The sequence below is a fragment of the Pseudomonas sp. JH-2 genome (assembly GCF_036231725.1).
Lineage (GTDB): Bacteria > Pseudomonadota > Gammaproteobacteria > Pseudomonadales > Pseudomonadaceae > Pseudomonas > Pseudomonas delhiensis.
Genome location: NZ_JAZAQP010000004.1, coordinates 20337 through 35170, shown reverse-complemented (window position 1 = coordinate 35170; position 14834 = coordinate 20337). Strand labels below are relative to the sequence as shown.

15 protein-coding genes are annotated in these 14834 nt (G+C 67.2%); 2 read left to right on the top strand and 13 right to left on the bottom strand.

Annotated elements, in window-relative coordinates:
* The first annotated feature begins 343 nt into the window (after nucleotides 1-343).
* Both VV867_RS04075 and VV867_RS04070 read left to right on the top strand, forming a co-directional pair.
* Complete coding sequence (locus tag VV867_RS04075) at nucleotides 344-1297, top strand: aldo/keto reductase (protein WP_109933700.1); 954 nt, start codon at nucleotides 344-346, stop codon at nucleotides 1295-1297.
* 100 nt (nucleotides 1298-1397) lie between these two features.
* Nucleotides 1398-2327 (top strand): sulfotransferase, encoded by a 930-nt coding sequence (locus VV867_RS04070; protein ID WP_328565686.1) that lies wholly within the window; start codon nucleotides 1398-1400, stop codon nucleotides 2325-2327.
* 384 nt (nucleotides 2328-2711) lie between these two features.
* Here VV867_RS04070 and VV867_RS04065 read toward each other — a convergent pair whose 3' ends face one another.
* From VV867_RS04065 to fdx, 13 genes are all read right to left on the bottom strand, one after another.
* Entirely contained in the window at nucleotides 2712-3521 is an 810-nt protein-coding gene (locus VV867_RS04065; RefSeq protein ID WP_328565685.1) for an amidohydrolase, read from the bottom strand.
* Entirely contained in the window at nucleotides 3509-4657 is a 1149-nt protein-coding gene (locus VV867_RS04060) for a pyridoxal phosphate-dependent aminotransferase (protein WP_328565684.1), read from the bottom strand. Before VV867_RS04060 ends, VV867_RS04065 begins: the two co-directional genes overlap by 13 nt.
* 79 nt (nucleotides 4658-4736) lie before the next feature.
* Entirely contained in the window at nucleotides 4737-6224 is a 1488-nt protein-coding gene (gene der, locus VV867_RS04055) for a ribosome biogenesis GTPase Der (RefSeq protein WP_089389499.1), read from the bottom strand.
* A gap of 86 nt (nucleotides 6225-6310) precedes the next feature.
* A complete protein-coding gene (gene bamB, locus VV867_RS04050; RefSeq protein ID WP_328565683.1) occupies nucleotides 6311-7453 on the bottom strand; it encodes an outer membrane protein assembly factor BamB in 1143 nt (380 codons plus the stop codon).
* A 1-nt stretch (nucleotide 7454) separates the two neighbouring features.
* Nucleotides 7455-8099 carry a YfgM family protein gene (locus tag VV867_RS04045; protein ID WP_089389501.1) on the bottom strand — a complete coding sequence of 215 codons (645 nt, stop codon included), beginning with the start codon at nucleotides 8097-8099 and terminating at the stop codon, nucleotides 7455-7457.
* Nucleotides 8100-8125: 26 nt separating this feature from the next.
* Nucleotides 8126-9415 carry a histidine--tRNA ligase gene (hisS, locus tag VV867_RS04040; protein WP_089389502.1) on the bottom strand — a complete coding sequence of 430 codons (1290 nt, stop codon included), beginning with the start codon at nucleotides 9413-9415 and terminating at the stop codon, nucleotides 8126-8128.
* An 18-nt stretch (nucleotides 9416-9433) separates the two neighbouring features.
* Nucleotides 9434-10546, bottom strand: a complete 1113-nt coding sequence (gene ispG / locus VV867_RS04035; protein ID WP_009616174.1) for a flavodoxin-dependent (E)-4-hydroxy-3-methylbut-2-enyl-diphosphate synthase — start codon at nucleotides 10544-10546, stop codon at nucleotides 9434-9436.
* A 2-nt stretch (nucleotides 10547-10548) separates the two neighbouring features.
* Nucleotides 10549-11580: a helix-turn-helix domain-containing protein gene (locus VV867_RS04030; protein ID WP_275628839.1), complete on the bottom strand. Its 1032-nt coding sequence runs from the start codon at nucleotides 11578-11580 to the stop codon at nucleotides 10549-10551.
* The gene (gene pilW / locus VV867_RS04025; protein WP_109933692.1) at nucleotides 11577-12332 is read right to left on the bottom strand and encodes a type IV pilus biogenesis/stability protein PilW; all 756 of its coding nucleotides are present in this window, start codon (nucleotides 12330-12332) and stop codon (nucleotides 11577-11579) included. The genes VV867_RS04030 and pilW overlap by 4 nt, the downstream gene beginning before the upstream one ends.
* Before the next feature lie 18 nt (nucleotides 12333-12350).
* Nucleotides 12351-13493 carry a 23S rRNA (adenine(2503)-C(2))-methyltransferase RlmN gene (gene rlmN / locus VV867_RS04020; RefSeq protein WP_089389833.1) on the bottom strand — a complete coding sequence of 381 codons (1143 nt, stop codon included), beginning with the start codon at nucleotides 13491-13493 and terminating at the stop codon, nucleotides 12351-12353.
* A gap of 27 nt (nucleotides 13494-13520) precedes the next feature.
* The gene (ndk, locus tag VV867_RS04015; RefSeq protein ID WP_009616170.1) at nucleotides 13521-13952 is read right to left on the bottom strand and encodes a nucleoside-diphosphate kinase; all 432 of its coding nucleotides are present in this window, start codon (nucleotides 13950-13952) and stop codon (nucleotides 13521-13523) included.
* 323 nt (nucleotides 13953-14275) lie between these two features.
* Nucleotides 14276-14476 carry a Fe-S cluster assembly protein IscX gene (gene iscX / locus VV867_RS04010; protein ID WP_089389506.1) on the bottom strand — a complete coding sequence of 67 codons (201 nt, stop codon included), beginning with the start codon at nucleotides 14474-14476 and terminating at the stop codon, nucleotides 14276-14278.
* A 13-nt stretch (nucleotides 14477-14489) separates the two neighbouring features.
* A complete protein-coding gene (fdx, locus tag VV867_RS04005) occupies nucleotides 14490-14828 on the bottom strand; it encodes an ISC system 2Fe-2S type ferredoxin (protein WP_089389507.1) in 339 nt (112 codons plus the stop codon).
* Between the last annotated feature and the right edge of the window lie 6 nt (nucleotides 14829-14834).

Below are 14834 nucleotides of genomic sequence, written 5' to 3'. Positions count from 1 at the left end.
CGAAAAACTCCTTGTGGCTGACCGTCTGGTCGCCGTCAGGGAGGGTGCGGGATGCAAGCGGGGGAGAGATCGACCTGGCGCCTGGTTGTCCTGTCAGCCCATCTGACGGGACAGCGCGCCCCGGTCAAATGAGCGACTGTTTCTTGGATTTCTTGGCAACGGCGACGCACGCGCAGGCCGGGGCGAAGGAGCCCGGGAGCGGCAGCGAGTGGTCGAAGTTGGCGAACATGGGAAGTCCGTTGCGCGAATCAGGCACCGAATATGCTCAACGTCAGACTTGGCTGTCAACAGTCTCCTAGGGTCTATGCTGGTTCAACCACACCGCAGTATGGAGAAGTGACAGGTGAACTCTCGCGAACTGGGCCACTCCGGGCTGGCCATTGCGCCGCTGGTGTTCGGCGGCAACGTCTTCGGCTGGAGCGCCGACGAGGCGACTTCCTTCCGTCTGCTCGATGCCCTGCTGGACGCCGGGCTGAACTGCATCGACACCGCCGACGTGTACTCGCGCTGGGTGCCCGGGCACAAGGGCGGCGAATCCGAGGCCATCATCGGCAAGTGGATGAAGCAGCGCGGCAACCGCGGCAGGATGATCATCGCCACCAAGGTCGGCATGGACATGGGCAATGGCCACAAGGGCCTTTCCGCGGCCTATATCGAACAGGCCGTGGAGCGCTCGCTGCAGCGCCTGCAGACCGACTACATCGACCTCTACCAGTCCCACTGCGACGACACCCACACCTCCCTGGAGGAAACCCTGGGCGCCTACGCCGAACTGGTGGCGAAGGGCAAGGTGCGCGTCATAGGCGCCTCCAACTACGACGGCCGGCGCCTGCGCGAGGCCCGCGAGGTGGCCGAACGCCTGCACCTGCCCAGCTACCAGAGCCTGCAGCCGAACTACAACCTCTACGACCGCGCCGACTACGAAACGCGCCTGGAACCGACGGTGCGCGAGCTGGGCATCGGCGTCATCCCCTACTACGGCCTGGCCGGCGGCTTCCTCAGCGGCAAGTACCGCAGCGAGGCCGACCTGGACAAGAGCCCGGCGCGGGCGGACAAGGTCAAGGGCTACCTGAACGAACGCGGCGTGACCATCCTCGTGGCCCTGGACGAGGTGGCCGAGGAATACGACGCCACCCCGGCCCAGGTGGCCCTGGCCTGGCTGATCGCCCGCCCCGGCATCACCGCGCCCATCGCCAGCGCCTCCAGCCTCGAACAGCTGCCGGACCTGGTCGCGGCGACGCGGCTGCAGCTGAGCCAGGAGGACATCCACCGGCTGGATGCGGCGAGCGCCTACTGAGGGCGCCCGCCGGGATGGCCGCGGAGGCTTGCCGCGGCCGCCCATGGGCCCTTACTCTCTGCTGCGCGGGTCCCCGACAAGAAGAAAAACGGAGCAGAGAATGCTGTCCACGCCGCAACGCCTCTGGCAGGTGCTCAAGCCCAACCCACAGCGCGAGGAATCACCCACGGCAGAGGCCCCCGGCATCGCGCCGCCGGACGACTGCGGCCTGTTCGTCATCGGCGCGGCACGCAGCGGTACCACCGTATTCCAGAACGCCCTGAACAGCTCGCCGGAAATCTTCCTCCTCGGCGAACCGGCGCTGCAGGACGACCCGGGCACCCCGGACTTCGCCGCGCGCTACAACGCCATGCACAGGTCCTGGGGCAACCAGGAGAACAAGAGCAGCTTCTGCCCGCCGCTGTTCGAGCAGGACGCCCCCTGGCAGCACTACCTGGCCCGCCTCGCCCGGCACTACCGCTACGTCGGCAGCAAGATCGTGGTCAACCCCCACGAGGCCGCGCGCACCTGCCAGCAATTGTTCGAATTCCATTGCCGGCACTTCTACCGCTCGCACTACGTCTTCACCTTCCGCAACCCCATCGACGTGCTCATGTCGACCCGCGGCCTGGCCGAGCTGAACGGCGACGAGGCGGCCGGCCACGACACGGTGCTCAAGAGCTTCCTGCAGGTGATGGCGCTGTACATCCGCTTCCTGCGTAACCTGCCCTCGGTCAGGGCGGTGTTCCACGAGGACCTCGGCGAGGCGGTGCTGCGCGATACCGGCGCCTGGCTGGGCGTCGACCTGGGCGAGGCCGCCGGCTACTACGACAACGCCCGCGTCCGGCGCTACAGCCTGGACCAGGTGCCGGAGCACGCCCGGGCCCTGGCGGAGGAAGTCATCGCCGCCTACGAGGAATTGCGCGGGCAGGTCTCCGGCGGCATGCGCCTGGTGCAGTTGGAGCAGAACTCCAACCATATCGACCCGGCGCACTTCACCCCGCTGGGCAACCTGCACCGGCGTATCGTGGGGTTGCTGGTGGCGTCCTGACAGTCCATCGCGGCCGGAGGTTAAGGCGCGATTCGCGGATAAGATCCGCTCCTACGCCATGCCATCCCCTGGCGTTATCCGCCATTGGCCCCGGCATCGGTGTTCCGGCCGGCGGCGGATAACCGCGAACGGTTATTCGCCCTACGCCTGCACCATTCCACCCGTAGGGCGCATAACGCCTACGGCGTTATCCGCCGTTGTCCTCGGGCACTGGCGTTCCGGCCGGCGGCGGATCACCGCGAACGGTTATTCGCCCTACGCCTGCGCCATTCCACCCGTAGGGCGCATAACGCCTACGGCGTTATCCGCCGTTATCCTCGGGCACTGGCGTTCCGGCCGGCGGCGGATAACCGCGAACGGTTATTCGCCCTGCGCTGCCCGCGCCTACAGGCGTCCCATCCAGGGCTCGATGACGAAGCGGTCGGCGTCGAGGTAGGCCGGGAAGCGTTCGCGGTAGGCGGCCAGCGCCTGGGCCGAGAGGCTGGCGTGGAACACGCCGTCGCCGTTGGCCGCTTCCAGCAGCGGTTCGCCCTGGAAGTCCAGCACCTGGCTGTCGCCGGCATAGGCGTGGCCCTTGCCGTCCTCGCCGACGCGGTTCACCGCCGCCACGTAGCACAGGTTCTCGATGGCCCGGGCCGGCAGCAGGCGGTTCCAGTGCAGGCGCCGGGCGGCCGGCCAGTTGGCGGTGTAGAGCAGCAGGTCGGTGTCCTGGGCATCGCGGCTCCAGGCCGGGAAGCGCAGGTCGTAGCAGACCAGCGGGCGCACCCGCCAGCCCTTCCATTCCAGCAGCACCTGGCGCTCGCCCGGGGTGTAGTGCTTGTGCTCGCCGGCCATGCGGAACAGGTGGCGCTTGTCGTAGTGGAGGATTTCGCCGTCCGGGCGGGCCCAGAGCAGGCGGTTGCGGTGGCTGCCGTCGGCGGTGCGGATGATGACGCTGCCGGTCACCACCGCGTCCAGCCGCGCGGCCTGGTGGCGCAGCCAGGCGTAGGTCTCGCCCTCCTCCGCCTCGGCCAGGGCCTCGGAGTCCATGGAGAAGCCGGTGGTGAACATCTCCGGGAGGATGACGATGTCGGCGCCGCGGGCCTGTTCCAGCAGCGCGTCGAAGTGCGCGCGGTTGGCCGGCGCGTCGTGCCAGGCCAGGGTGGTCTGCACCAGGGCCAGCTTGAGGTCGGGTAGTTGGCTCAGATCGCGCATAGCTTGTCCGCCGCCTGGCGCAGCGTCTCCTCTTTCTTGGCGAAGCAGAAGCGCACCAGGCGCATGTCCGCCGGGGCCTGCTGGTAGAACACCGACACCGGGATGGCCGCCACGCCATGCTCGCGGGTCAGCCACTCGGCCATGGCGACGTCGTCGAGGTCCGGGCGGATCGCCGAGTAGTCGACCACCTGGAAGTAGGTACCGGCGGCGCGCTGGAAGCTGAAGCGCGAGCGCCCCAGCAGGTCGCAGAACAGGTCGCGCTTGCCCTGGTAGAAGCCCGGCAGCTCGCGCAGGTGCTCCGGGTGCGCGGCCATGAAGTCGGCCAGCGCCCACTGCAGCGGGGTGACGCCGCAGAAGTTCACGTACTGGTGGATCTTGCGCATTTCCGCCGACAGCGCCGGCGGCGCCACCACGTAGCCGGTCTTCCAGCCGGTGACGTGGTAGGTCTTGCCGAAGGAGCTGACCACGAAGGCGCGGGCGTAGAGTTCGTCGTGGGCCAGCACGCTGGCGTGCTGCACGCCGTCGTAGATCAGGTGCTCGTAGACCTCGTCGCTGATGACGTAGATCTCGCGCTCGCGGATCAGCGCCGCCAGGCGGTCCAGGTCGGCGCGGTCGATCAGAGCGCCACTGGGGTTGTGTGGGCTGTTGAGGAAAATCAGGCGGGTACGCGGGGTGATGGCGTCGGCCAGGCGCTGCCAGTCGATGCGGAAGTCCGGCAGGCTCAGGGCGACGTGGACGCAGCGGCCGCCGGCCAGCTCCACCGAGGGTTCGTAGCTGTCGTAGCAGGGGTCGAGGACGATGGCCTCGTCGCCCGGGCGGATCAGCGCCTGCACGGCGCAGAAGATCGCCTCGGTGGCGCCGGGGGTGATGGTCACCTCGGCGTCGGCGCTGGCGTTGCGCCCGTAGAAGGCCGCGACCTTGGCCGCCACCTCCTCGCGCAGCGCCGGCAGGCCGGTCATCGGGCAGTACTGGTTGTGCCCGGCCATGACGTGGCGGGCCACGGCCTCACGCAGGGCGACGGGGCCGTCGAAGTCGGGGAAGCCCTGGGACAGGTTGAGCGCGCCGCACTCGGCGGCGAGCTGCGACATGCGGGTGAAGATGGTGGTGCCGACGTTGGGCAGTTTGCTGGTGATCATGGCTACAGGCGACAAGCTTCAGGCTGCGGGGAGGTGCAACCAAGCTTATAGCCTGCAGCCCGTGGCCTGAAGCCTGCCGCTAGCGTTTTTTGTCCTTCTTCTTCTTCTCGGCCTTCTTGTGGTGCGACATCAGCCGGCGCTTCTTGTTGACCTGGCGCTCGGTGAGCTGGGTCTTCTTGCCTTCGAAGGGGTTGTCGCCGCCCTTGTATTCGATGCGGATCGGCGTGCCGACCAGCTTGAGCACGCGCCTGTAGGTCTTCTCCAGGTAGCGGGTATAGGCCTTGGGCACCGCCTCGGTCTGGTTGCCGTGGACCACGATCAGCGGCGGGTTGGCGCCCCCCAGGTGGGCGTAGCGCAGCTTGATGCGGCGGCCGTTGACCATCGGCGGCTGGTGCGTCTGCACCGCGTCCTCGAGGATCTGCGTCAGCTTGCTGGTCGGCCAGCGGGTCACAGCGGAGCGGAAGGATTCCTGCACCGACTTGTACAGGTGGCCGACGCCGGTGCCGTGCAGCGCCGAGATGAAGTGGATGTCGGCGAAGTCGACGAACAGCAGGCGGCGCTCCAGCTCGGTCTTCACGTAGTCGCGCTCGGCGGACTCCATGCCGTCCCACTTGTTCAGCGCGATGACCAGCGCGCGGCCGGTCTCCAGCACGAAGCCGAGCAGGTTGAGGTCGTGCTCGACCACGCCTTCGCGGGCGTCCATCACGAAGATCACCACGTTGGCGTCCTGGATGGCCTGCAGGGTCTTCACGACCGAGAACTTCTCCACCGCCTCGAAGATCTTGCCGCGGCGGCGCACGCCGGCGGTGTCGATCAGGGTGTACTTCTCTTCGTTGCGCTCGAAGGGGATGTAGATGCTGTCGCGGGTGGTGCCGGCCTGGTCGTAGACGATCACCCGCTCCTCGCCGAGCATCCGGTTGACCAGGGTCGACTTGCCGACGTTGGGGCGGCCGATGATGGCGATCTTGATGCCGTCCTTCTCGCTCGGGCCGGGGATGCGCTTGGCTTCCTCGCCCTCGGCGACCTCTTCCAGCTCGTCCGGCAGGTCGTTGTCTTCCGGCGCCTCGGGCTCGGGCTGGAACATCTCGCCCAGGGCCGTCTGCAGCATGTGGGTAATGCCACGGCCGTGGGCGGCGGCAATGGTCAGGGCGTCGCCCAGGCCCAGCGGGCTGAACTCGGCGCGGGCGATGTCCGGGTCGACGGTGTCGATCTTGTTGGCCACCAGGTAGCAGCGCTTGTTCCGCTTGCGCAGGTGTTCGGCGATCATTTCGTCGGCAGCGGTCAGGCCCGCGCGGGCGTCGACCATGAACAGCACCGCATCGGCTTCCTCGATCGCCTGCATCGACTGCTCGGCCATCTTGGCGTCGATGCCTTCCTCGTCACCGGTGATACCGCCGGTATCGATGACGATGAATTTCTTGCCCTGCCACTTGGCCTCGCCGTACTGGCGGTCGCGGGTCAGGCCGGCGTACTCGGCGACGATGGCGTCGCGCGTCTTGGTCAGGCGGTTGAACAGGGTGGACTTGCCGACGTTGGGGCGGCCCACCAGGGCGATTACGGGAACCATGCGGCTCTCCAGGAAATTTCAGGAATTCGTAAAAAACACGCCGGCCGCTGTCGTCATCCAACAGCGGCCGGCAGGTAGAACATAGCTTAGCGAATGGTGTAGGCGACCAGCTTGCCGCTGTTGCCGTACACGTACATCCACCGGTCGACCACCAGCGGGCGCACGCGCACGCCGTCGCCGTCGACCTTCTCGCGGCCGACGAAGCGGCCGTCCACCTGGCTCAGCAGGTGAATGTAGCCTTCCAGGTCGCCCACCACCACGTTGCTGGAGAACACCGCCGGGGCCGACAGCTGGCGGCGCGCCAGGGCGTCGTTGCTCCACAGCGAGGACGAGCTGCGCCCGTCCAGGGCTTCCACGGTGCCGCTGGCATCGCTGACGTAGACGCTGCCGATGCCTTCGGCGACGCCGGCGTAGCTGGAGGCTTCGCGCTGCCAGATCACCCGGCCGCTGGCCAGGTCGAGGGCGGCGGCGCGGCCCTGGTAGCTGGCCACGTAGATCACGTTGTCGACCAGGGTCAGGCCGCCGTCGATGTCCACCACGCGGTCCAGTTCGGAACGGCCCTGGGGCACGGCGACGCGGGTTTCCCAGATCGGCAGGCCACGCTGCACGTCCACCGCCACCACCTTGCCGCTGGCAAGGCCGGCGATGGCCATGCGCCCGGCGATGATGGGCGCGCCGGTGCCGCGCAGGGTCAGCACGGGCACGGTGTTCTCGTACACCCAGCGCTGGTTGCCGGTGCTGGCGTCGAGGGCGATCAGCTTGTCGTCCTGGGTCTGCACGATCACCACGTCGCCGTCGGCGACCGGCGCCGCCAGCACTTCGCTGGGCACCCGGGTACGCCACTTCTGCTCGCCGTTGGCGGCGTTCAGGGCGATGACGTCGCCCTTCAGGGTGCCGACCAGCACCAGGCCGCCACCGACGCCGACACCGCCGGAGACCGGCACGTCGAGGTCCTGCTTCCAGATCACGTCGCCGTTCTCGCGCTGCATGGCCATGACGCGGCCTTCGGCGGAAGCGGCATAGATGCTGGAGCCGTCCACGGCCGGCTGCAGCAGTTCGTAGAGGTCGCCCTGGCCGTCACCGACCGAGCGGCTCCACTGCTTGTCCAGGCGCACCTCTTCCTTGAAGTCGGTGAGTTCCGCCGGCGGCAGTTCCTTCTTGCTGTTGCTGCTGCAACCGACCGCGAGCAGGGTCAGCGCCAGCAGCGCCGCATGTTTCCAGCGCAGCATCTTAGGCACCTCCCTTGGCCAGGTCGTCGAGCTTCACCTGCAGGGCGCCGGCGGCGGCCTCCTCAGGCAGTGCGGCCTTGGCCTTCTCGTAGGCGCTGCGGGCGTCGTCGGTGCGCTTGAGCTGCACCAGCAGGTCGCCCTTGAGCTCCTCGCGGCTGGAGACGTAGGCCTTGTCGGCGTCGCCTTCCAGCAGCTTCAGGCCTTCCTCGGCCTTGCCCTGGGCGGCCAGGACACGGGCCAGGCGCTGGCGGGCCAGCTCGCCGAGGGTGGCGTCCACCGGCTTGTCGACCACCGCCTTCAGTTCACCGGCGGCATCGTCCAGCTTGCCGGCGTCCACCGCCACCTTGGCGACGAACAGGCGGCCGTACTGGGCGTAGTGGGTACCGCCGTATTCGCTGGTGAGCTTGTTGGCCAGCTCGGCGACGCGCGCGGTGTCCGGCTGGCCGGAGGGCGTCAGCGAGGCTTCGACCAGTTGCTGGTAGAGGATGGAGGCGTTCTGCGCCTGGTTGGCCTGGTACTTCTTCCAGGCCTGCCAGCCGAACACCACCACCAGCGCCAGCGCGGCACCGGTGAGCAGGGGCATGCCGTTGCGCTGCCACCAGTCCTTGAGATCCGCCAGTTGTTCTTCTTCGGTACGCGTGGTCACCCCAATACTCCTAATCCGCTCGATTCTCAGGCCCGCTGGATGCAGGCTGCCAGGTGCTCGGGCAGAGCCTCCCAGGCTATGTTCTGTTGCTCACCCTCGCCACGCAGGGGCTTGAAACCTACCACGCGCGCAGCCAGTTCGTCGTCACCCAGGATCAGCGCGAACTGGGCGCCGCTCTTGTCGGCCTTCTTGAACTGGCTCTTGAAGCTGCCGGCGCCGGCGTTGAGCAGCAGGCGGATGCCGGGGACGGCACTGCGCAGCTTCTCCGCCAGGGCCAGGGCGGCCAGCTCGGCCGGCTCGCCGAAGGCGCAGACGTAGACGTCGGCCGGGCGCTTCAGCTCGGCAGGCACCACGCCCAGTGTCTCCAGCAGCAATACCAGGCGCTCCACGCCCATGGCGAAGCCCACGCCCGGCGTCGGCTTGCCGCCGAACTGGCTGACCAGGCCGTCGTAGCGGCCCCCGCCGCAGACGGTGCCCTGGGCGCCGAGCCTGTCGGTGACCCATTCGAAGGCGGTGCGACAGTAGTAGTCCAGGCCGCGCACCAGCTTCTGGTTGATCTCGTAGCGCAGGCCGACCGCGTCCAGGCGGGCCTTCAGGCCCTCGAAGTGGGCGATCGACTCTTCGTCCAGGTAGTCGTGCAGGGTCGGCGCGCCGACCAGCAGCGCCTGGGTGCTTTCCACCTTGCTGTCGAGGATGCGCAGCGGGTTGGTGGTCATGCGCCGCTGGCTGTCCTCGTCGAGCTGCTCGAAGCGCTCCTGCAGGTAGGCCACCAGCGCCTCGCGGTAACGCGCGCGGGCCTCGCTGGAGCCCAGGGTGTTGAGCTGCAGGGTCACGGCGTCGGCCATGCCCAGCTTCTGCCACAGGCGCCAGGTGAGGATGATCAGCTCGGCGTCGATGTCCGGCCCCGGCAGGTTGAAGACTTCCACGCCGATCTGGTGGAACTGGCGGTAGCGGCCCTTCTGCGGCTTCTCGTAGCGGAACATGGGCCCGGCGTACCAGAGCTTCTGCACCTGGCCGCCGCCGGTCAGGCCATGTTCGAGCATGGCCCGCACGGTGCCCGCGGTACCTTCGGGGCGCAGCGTCAGCGACTCCTCGTTGCGGTCGAGGAAGGTGTACATCTCCTTGTCGACCACGTCGGTGCCTTCGCCGATGCCGCGGGCGAAGAGTTCGGTGAACTCCATGATCGGCAGGCGGATCTCGCTGTAGCCGTATTCTTCCAGCAGGCCGGCGAAGGTGTTTTCCAGGTAGCGCCATACCGGGGTCTGTTCCGGCAGGATGTCGTTCATGCCACGAATGGCTTGCAGGGACTTGCTCACATGTTGTCCTTGTTGCGGTCAGCCGCGCACGATCAGGGCGGCGTCGGCTTCGGCCTTGGCGGCCGCTTTTTCGCGGATCAGCCGTTCCAGCTCATCCACCAGGTTTTCGTTCTGCAGCTTCTGCGCCGGCTTGCCGTCGATGTAGACGAGGTTGTTCGGCGTGCCGCCGGTGAGGCCGATGTGGGCCTCCTTGGCTTCGCCCGGGCCGTTGACCACGCAGCCGATCACGGCCACGTCCATGGGCACCAGCAGGTCTTCGAGGCGGCCTTCGAGCTCGTTCATGGTCTTGACCACGTCGAAGTTCTGCCGCGAGCAGCTCGGGCAGGCGATGAAGTTGATGCCGCGCGAACGCAGGTGCAGGGACTTGAGGATGTCGAAACCGACCTTGATCTCCTCCACCGGGTCGGCGGCCAGGGAGATGCGGATGGTGTCGCCGATGCCCTCGGCCAGCAGCATGCCCAGGCCCACCGCGGACTTCACGGTGCCCGAACGCAGGCCGCCGGCCTCGGTGATGCCCAGGTGCAGCGGCTGCTCGATTTCCTTGGCCAGCAGGCGGTAGGCCGCCACGGCCATGAACACGTCGGAGGCCTTCACGCTGACCTTGAAGTTCTGGAAATCCAGGCGCTGGAGATGCTCGACGTGGCGCATGGCCGATTCCAGCAGGGCCTCGGGGGTCGGCTCGCCGTACTTCTTCTGCAGGTCCTTCTCCAGGGAACCGGCGTTGACGCCGATGCGGATCGGGATGTTCTTGTCGCGGGCCGCGTCCACCACCGCCTTGACGCGGTCCTCGCGGCCGATGTTGCCCGGGTTGATGCGCAGGCAGTCGACACCAAGCTCCGCCACGCGCAGGGCGATCTTGTAGTCGAAGTGGATATCGGCCACCAGCGGTACGCGGACCTGCTGCTTGATCTTGCCGAAGGCCTCCGCCGCGTCCATGTCCGGCACCGAGACGCGCACGATGTCCGCGCCGGCGTCTTCCAGGCGGCGGATCTGCGCGACGGTGGCGGCCACGTCCAGCGTATCGGTGTTGGTCATGCTCTGCACGGCGATGGGCGCGTCGCCCCCCACCGGCACCGAACCGACCCAGATCTTGCGGGACTGGCGTCGCTTGATCGGAGAAGCGCAATGCATCTTTAGTTACCACCCAACTTCATGCGTGCCGTCTCGCCACGGGAATAGGGCGAAACGTCGACCGGCTGGCCGTTGTAGCTGACCTGGGCGCCGCGGGCGAAGCCCAGGCGCAGCTCCAGGGGAACCTTGGCGGCAACTTCCATGGAGTCGCCCTTGCGCTTGAGCGCGCTGACCAGGACCTTGCCGTCGGCATCGGTGACCTGGGTCCAGCAGTCGGCGATGAACTGCACCTTGACCACGCCCTGGCCGGCCGCAGCGACCACGGGCGCAGCAGCCGGAGCGGCAGGCTCGGCCGGAGCCGCCGGGGCAGCCGGCGCGGCAGGAGCAGCGGGCACGGCGGCGGCATTGGCGGCCGGTACGGCAGGAACCGCCGGCGCTGCCGGTGCGGCCACCTGGGGCGCGGGCTCGGTCGGGCTGGCCGGATTGGCCGGGGCCTCGGCGGCCTGCTCGGGCTCGGCGGCGGCGGTATCGCCGGCCGGCTCGCTCGGCGCGGCGGCCTTGTCCTCGGCGACGGCCTGGTCTTCGGGCTCGTCGAGGCTGTGAACTTCGGTGGTGCCGTCGGCGCTCTCGACCTCGACGTGCTCCAGGTTCAGGCCACTGTTCTCGGCGAGGTTGCGCCCGGCGCGCTCCTGCCACCAGAAGTAGCCGAAGCCCACCAGGATCGCCAGCAGCAGCAGGCTGAACAGGCGCAGCAGGTTGCGCGACAGGCGCATCGGCTCGGCCACCCGGCCGAGGCTCTGCACGTTGCTGCCGGTGGCGTCGGTGCCGGTGTACTGGTCGAAGGCGCTGACCATCTGCGCCTGGTCCATGCCCAGCAGCTTGGCATAGGCGCGCACGTAGCCGCGGGCGAAGGTGTGGCCCGGCAGCTTGTCGAAGTTGCCCAGCTCCAGCTGGCGCAGGGAATTCTCGGTGAGGTTCAGTTGACCGGCCACCTGCGAGGTCGACCAGCCCCGGCTCTCGCGCGCCTGGCGCAAGGCCTCACCCGGATTGGCGCGGGTTGCGCTGGCGACTTCTGGCTGCGACGTCTTCATCATTTCTCTGCCTGGTATGCCTGGTATTCGGGGGATGCGGGATACAGGCGCTTGAGCTGCAGGCCGTAGCTGGCGGCGGTGTCCTTGTCGTCAAAGACCCGCGCCAGCCGCACGCCCAGCAGCAGGCTCTTGGCGTTCTGCTGTCCCTGCTTCAGGTATTCGTTGTAGTAGTCGCGCGCTGGCACGTACTGGCGATCGTCGTAGGACAGCTGCGACATTTCCAGCAAGGCGCTGGGCTGCCGGCGGTTCAGGCGCAGGGCCTTTTCGAAGTACTGCTTGGCCTGCTCGCGCTGCTTCAGCTTGAGGCTGACCAGGCCGAGGTTCTCGAAGACCCGCGAGCGCTCCGGATAGAGGGTGTCGTCGGCGGCCTTCTGGAAGGCGTCGACGGCCTCGTCGTCGCGATTCTGCTCGTACAGGAAGCTGCCGTAGTTGTTCCAGATGCGCGCATCCGAACGCGAGGACAGCGCCTTGCGGTACTCCTGCTCGGCCAGCTTGGGCTCCATCTCCTGCTGGTAGACCAGGGCCAGCGCGGCGTGGGCATCGGCGCTCGAGGAGTCCAGCTCCAGGGCCTGGCGCAGCGGCACCTTGGCCTGCTCGGTATTGCCGTTCTGCAGGTAGCCGATGGCCAGCTGGATGTAGGCGTCGCGGGCCTCTTCACGGCCCTTGGCGGTGCGGAGGGGGTCCTGCTTCCCAGACGTCACGCAACCCGCCAGCAGGCTGGCCAGGAATACGAACAGCGCGGCGCGCAAGGTCATCGGAATCCTCCCTCGAGATCAGTTTCGATTGGCGGGCGCCTTCTCGGCGTCGGCCGACAGCTGGCGCACGGCGATGTAGCGTTCGCTGCGGCGGGTACGGTCCATCACCTGGCCGACCAGTTGGCCGCAGGCGGCGTCGATGTCGTCGCCGCGGGTGGTGCGTACGGTGACGTTGAAGCCGCCCTTGTGCAGCATGTCCTGGAAACGGCGGATCGAGTTGTTGCTCGGCCGCTCGTAGCCGGAATGGGGGAACGGATTAAACGGAATCAGGTTGATCTTGCAAGGAATTTCCTTGAGCAATGCGATCATCTGCTCAGCGTGCTCGGGCTGGTCGTTGACATCCTTGAGCAGGGTGTACTCGACGGTCAGCACGCGTTCCTTGCCCAGGCGGCCGATGTAGCGCTGGCAGGCATCCAGCAGCACCGCCAGGGGGTACTTCTTGTTGATCGGCACCAGCTGGTTGCGCAGCTCGTCGTTGGGCGCGTGCAGCGACAGCGCCAGGGACACGTCGGTGACTTCGCCGAGCTTGTCGATCATCGGCACCACGCCGGAGGTGGACAGGGTCACCTTGCGCTTGGAGATGCCGTAGCCGAAGTCCTCCATCATGATGCTCATGGCGGTGACGACGTTGTCGAAGTTCAGCAGCGGCTCGCCCATGCCCATCATCACCACGTTGGTGATGGCGCGATCGATCTTGCCGGGCACGGTGCCGAAGGATTTGTTGGCGAGCCACACCTGGCCGATGATCTCGGCGGAGGTCAGGTCGCTGTTGAAGCCCTGCTTGCCGGTGGAGCAGAAGCTGCAGTCCAGGGCGCAGCCGGCCTGGGACGACACGCACAGGGTGCCGCGGCCGTTCTGCGGGATGTACACGGTCTCGACGCAGCTGCCGGACGCCACGCGCACCACCCACTTGCGGGTGCCGTCGCTGGAGATGTCCTGGCTGACCACTTCGGGGCCGCGGATCTCGGCACAGGCCTTGAGCTTTTCGCGCAAGGCCTTGCCGACATTGGTCATGGCGTCGAAATCCTCGGCGCCAAAGTGGTGAATCCATTGCATCACCTGGCCGGCGCGGAAGCGCTTTTCACCGATGGACTCGAAGAATTCCTCGAGCTGGGGCTTGGTCATGCCCAGCAGGTTGGCCTTTGCAGCGGTATCAGTCATGGATTCACCCTCGCCCATTCGCCTGGATCAGCGAATGCGCTCGCACACCTCGGTGCTGGAGAAGAAGTAGGCAATTTCGCGGGCAGCGGAAGCTTCCGAGTCGGAACCGTGAACGGCGTTTTCGTCGATGGAAACGGCGAAATCGGCACGGATGGTGCCGGCGTCGGCTTTCTTCGGATCGGTGGCGCCCATCAGCTCACGGTTCTTGGCGATGGCGTCTTCGCCTTCCAGAACCTGCAGGACGACCGGGCCGGAGGTCATGAAGGCGACCAGGTCCTTGAAGAAGGGACGCTCTTTGTGCTCGGCGTAGAAGCCACCGGCTTCGCGCTCGGACAGTTGGACCATCTTGGAAGCGACGACGCGCAGACCGGCCTTCTCGAAGCGGGTCAGGATTTCGCCGATGACGTTCTTGGCGACGGCGTCGGGCTTGATGATGGAGAAGGTACGTTGCAGGGCCATTTGGGATAACTCCGAAAAGCAAGGTTGGTAATGCTGAGAAGCCCCTGGGCGGACCCAGGAGCTCCTGTGATTCAGGGTGTGCCGCGCGACGGCTGCAGCCACGGGGCTGGCACGCGCGGAGCCGGCACGCACGCGGCGTTCCGGCGGGCATCGGCAGGTACCGCGGGGAACCTGGCCGACCACCTAAAGATAAAACCCGCGAATTATACGCGGGTTCGGGGAAAAGCATAAGGGCGGCTGCAAGCGGCAGGCTACAGGCTGCAGGCAAGAGCGAAAGCCCTGTAGGAGCGAGCTTGCTCTTCGCCTGCCGCCTGCCGCCGCTTTCAGTCCGCCTCTTCGATCCAGGCGCCCTGGATGGCTTCCAGGACCTTCTCGCCGCCGCGCGACGGGTCGTCGGAAAACTCCGGCAGGCTGACCACCCAGTTGTGCAGGTCGACGAAGTTGACGTAGCGCGGGTCCACGTCGGGGTGGCTATCGGCCAGCTGGATGGCGATTTCCAGCACATCGGTCCATTTCAGGCTCATGCGCGCACTCCCCTCAATGGCCTTCGGAAACCTGGTTGATGGTGTATTTCGGAATTTCCACCACCAGGTCCTCGTCCGCCACCACCGCCTGGCAGGACAGGCGCGAATCCGGCTCCAGGCCCCAGGCCTTGTCCAGCATGTCGTCTTCCAGCTCGTCGGACGGCTCCATGGAGCCGAAGCCCTCGCGCACGATCACGTGGCAGGTGGTGCAGGCGCAGGACATCTCGCAGGCGTGCTCGATATCGATGCCGTTACGCAGCGCAGCCTTGAGGATGGTCTCGCCGGGCTGGGCTTCGACCACCGCGCCCTCCGGGCAATGCTCGGGGTGGGGCAGAAATACGATCTGCGGCATCTTCGC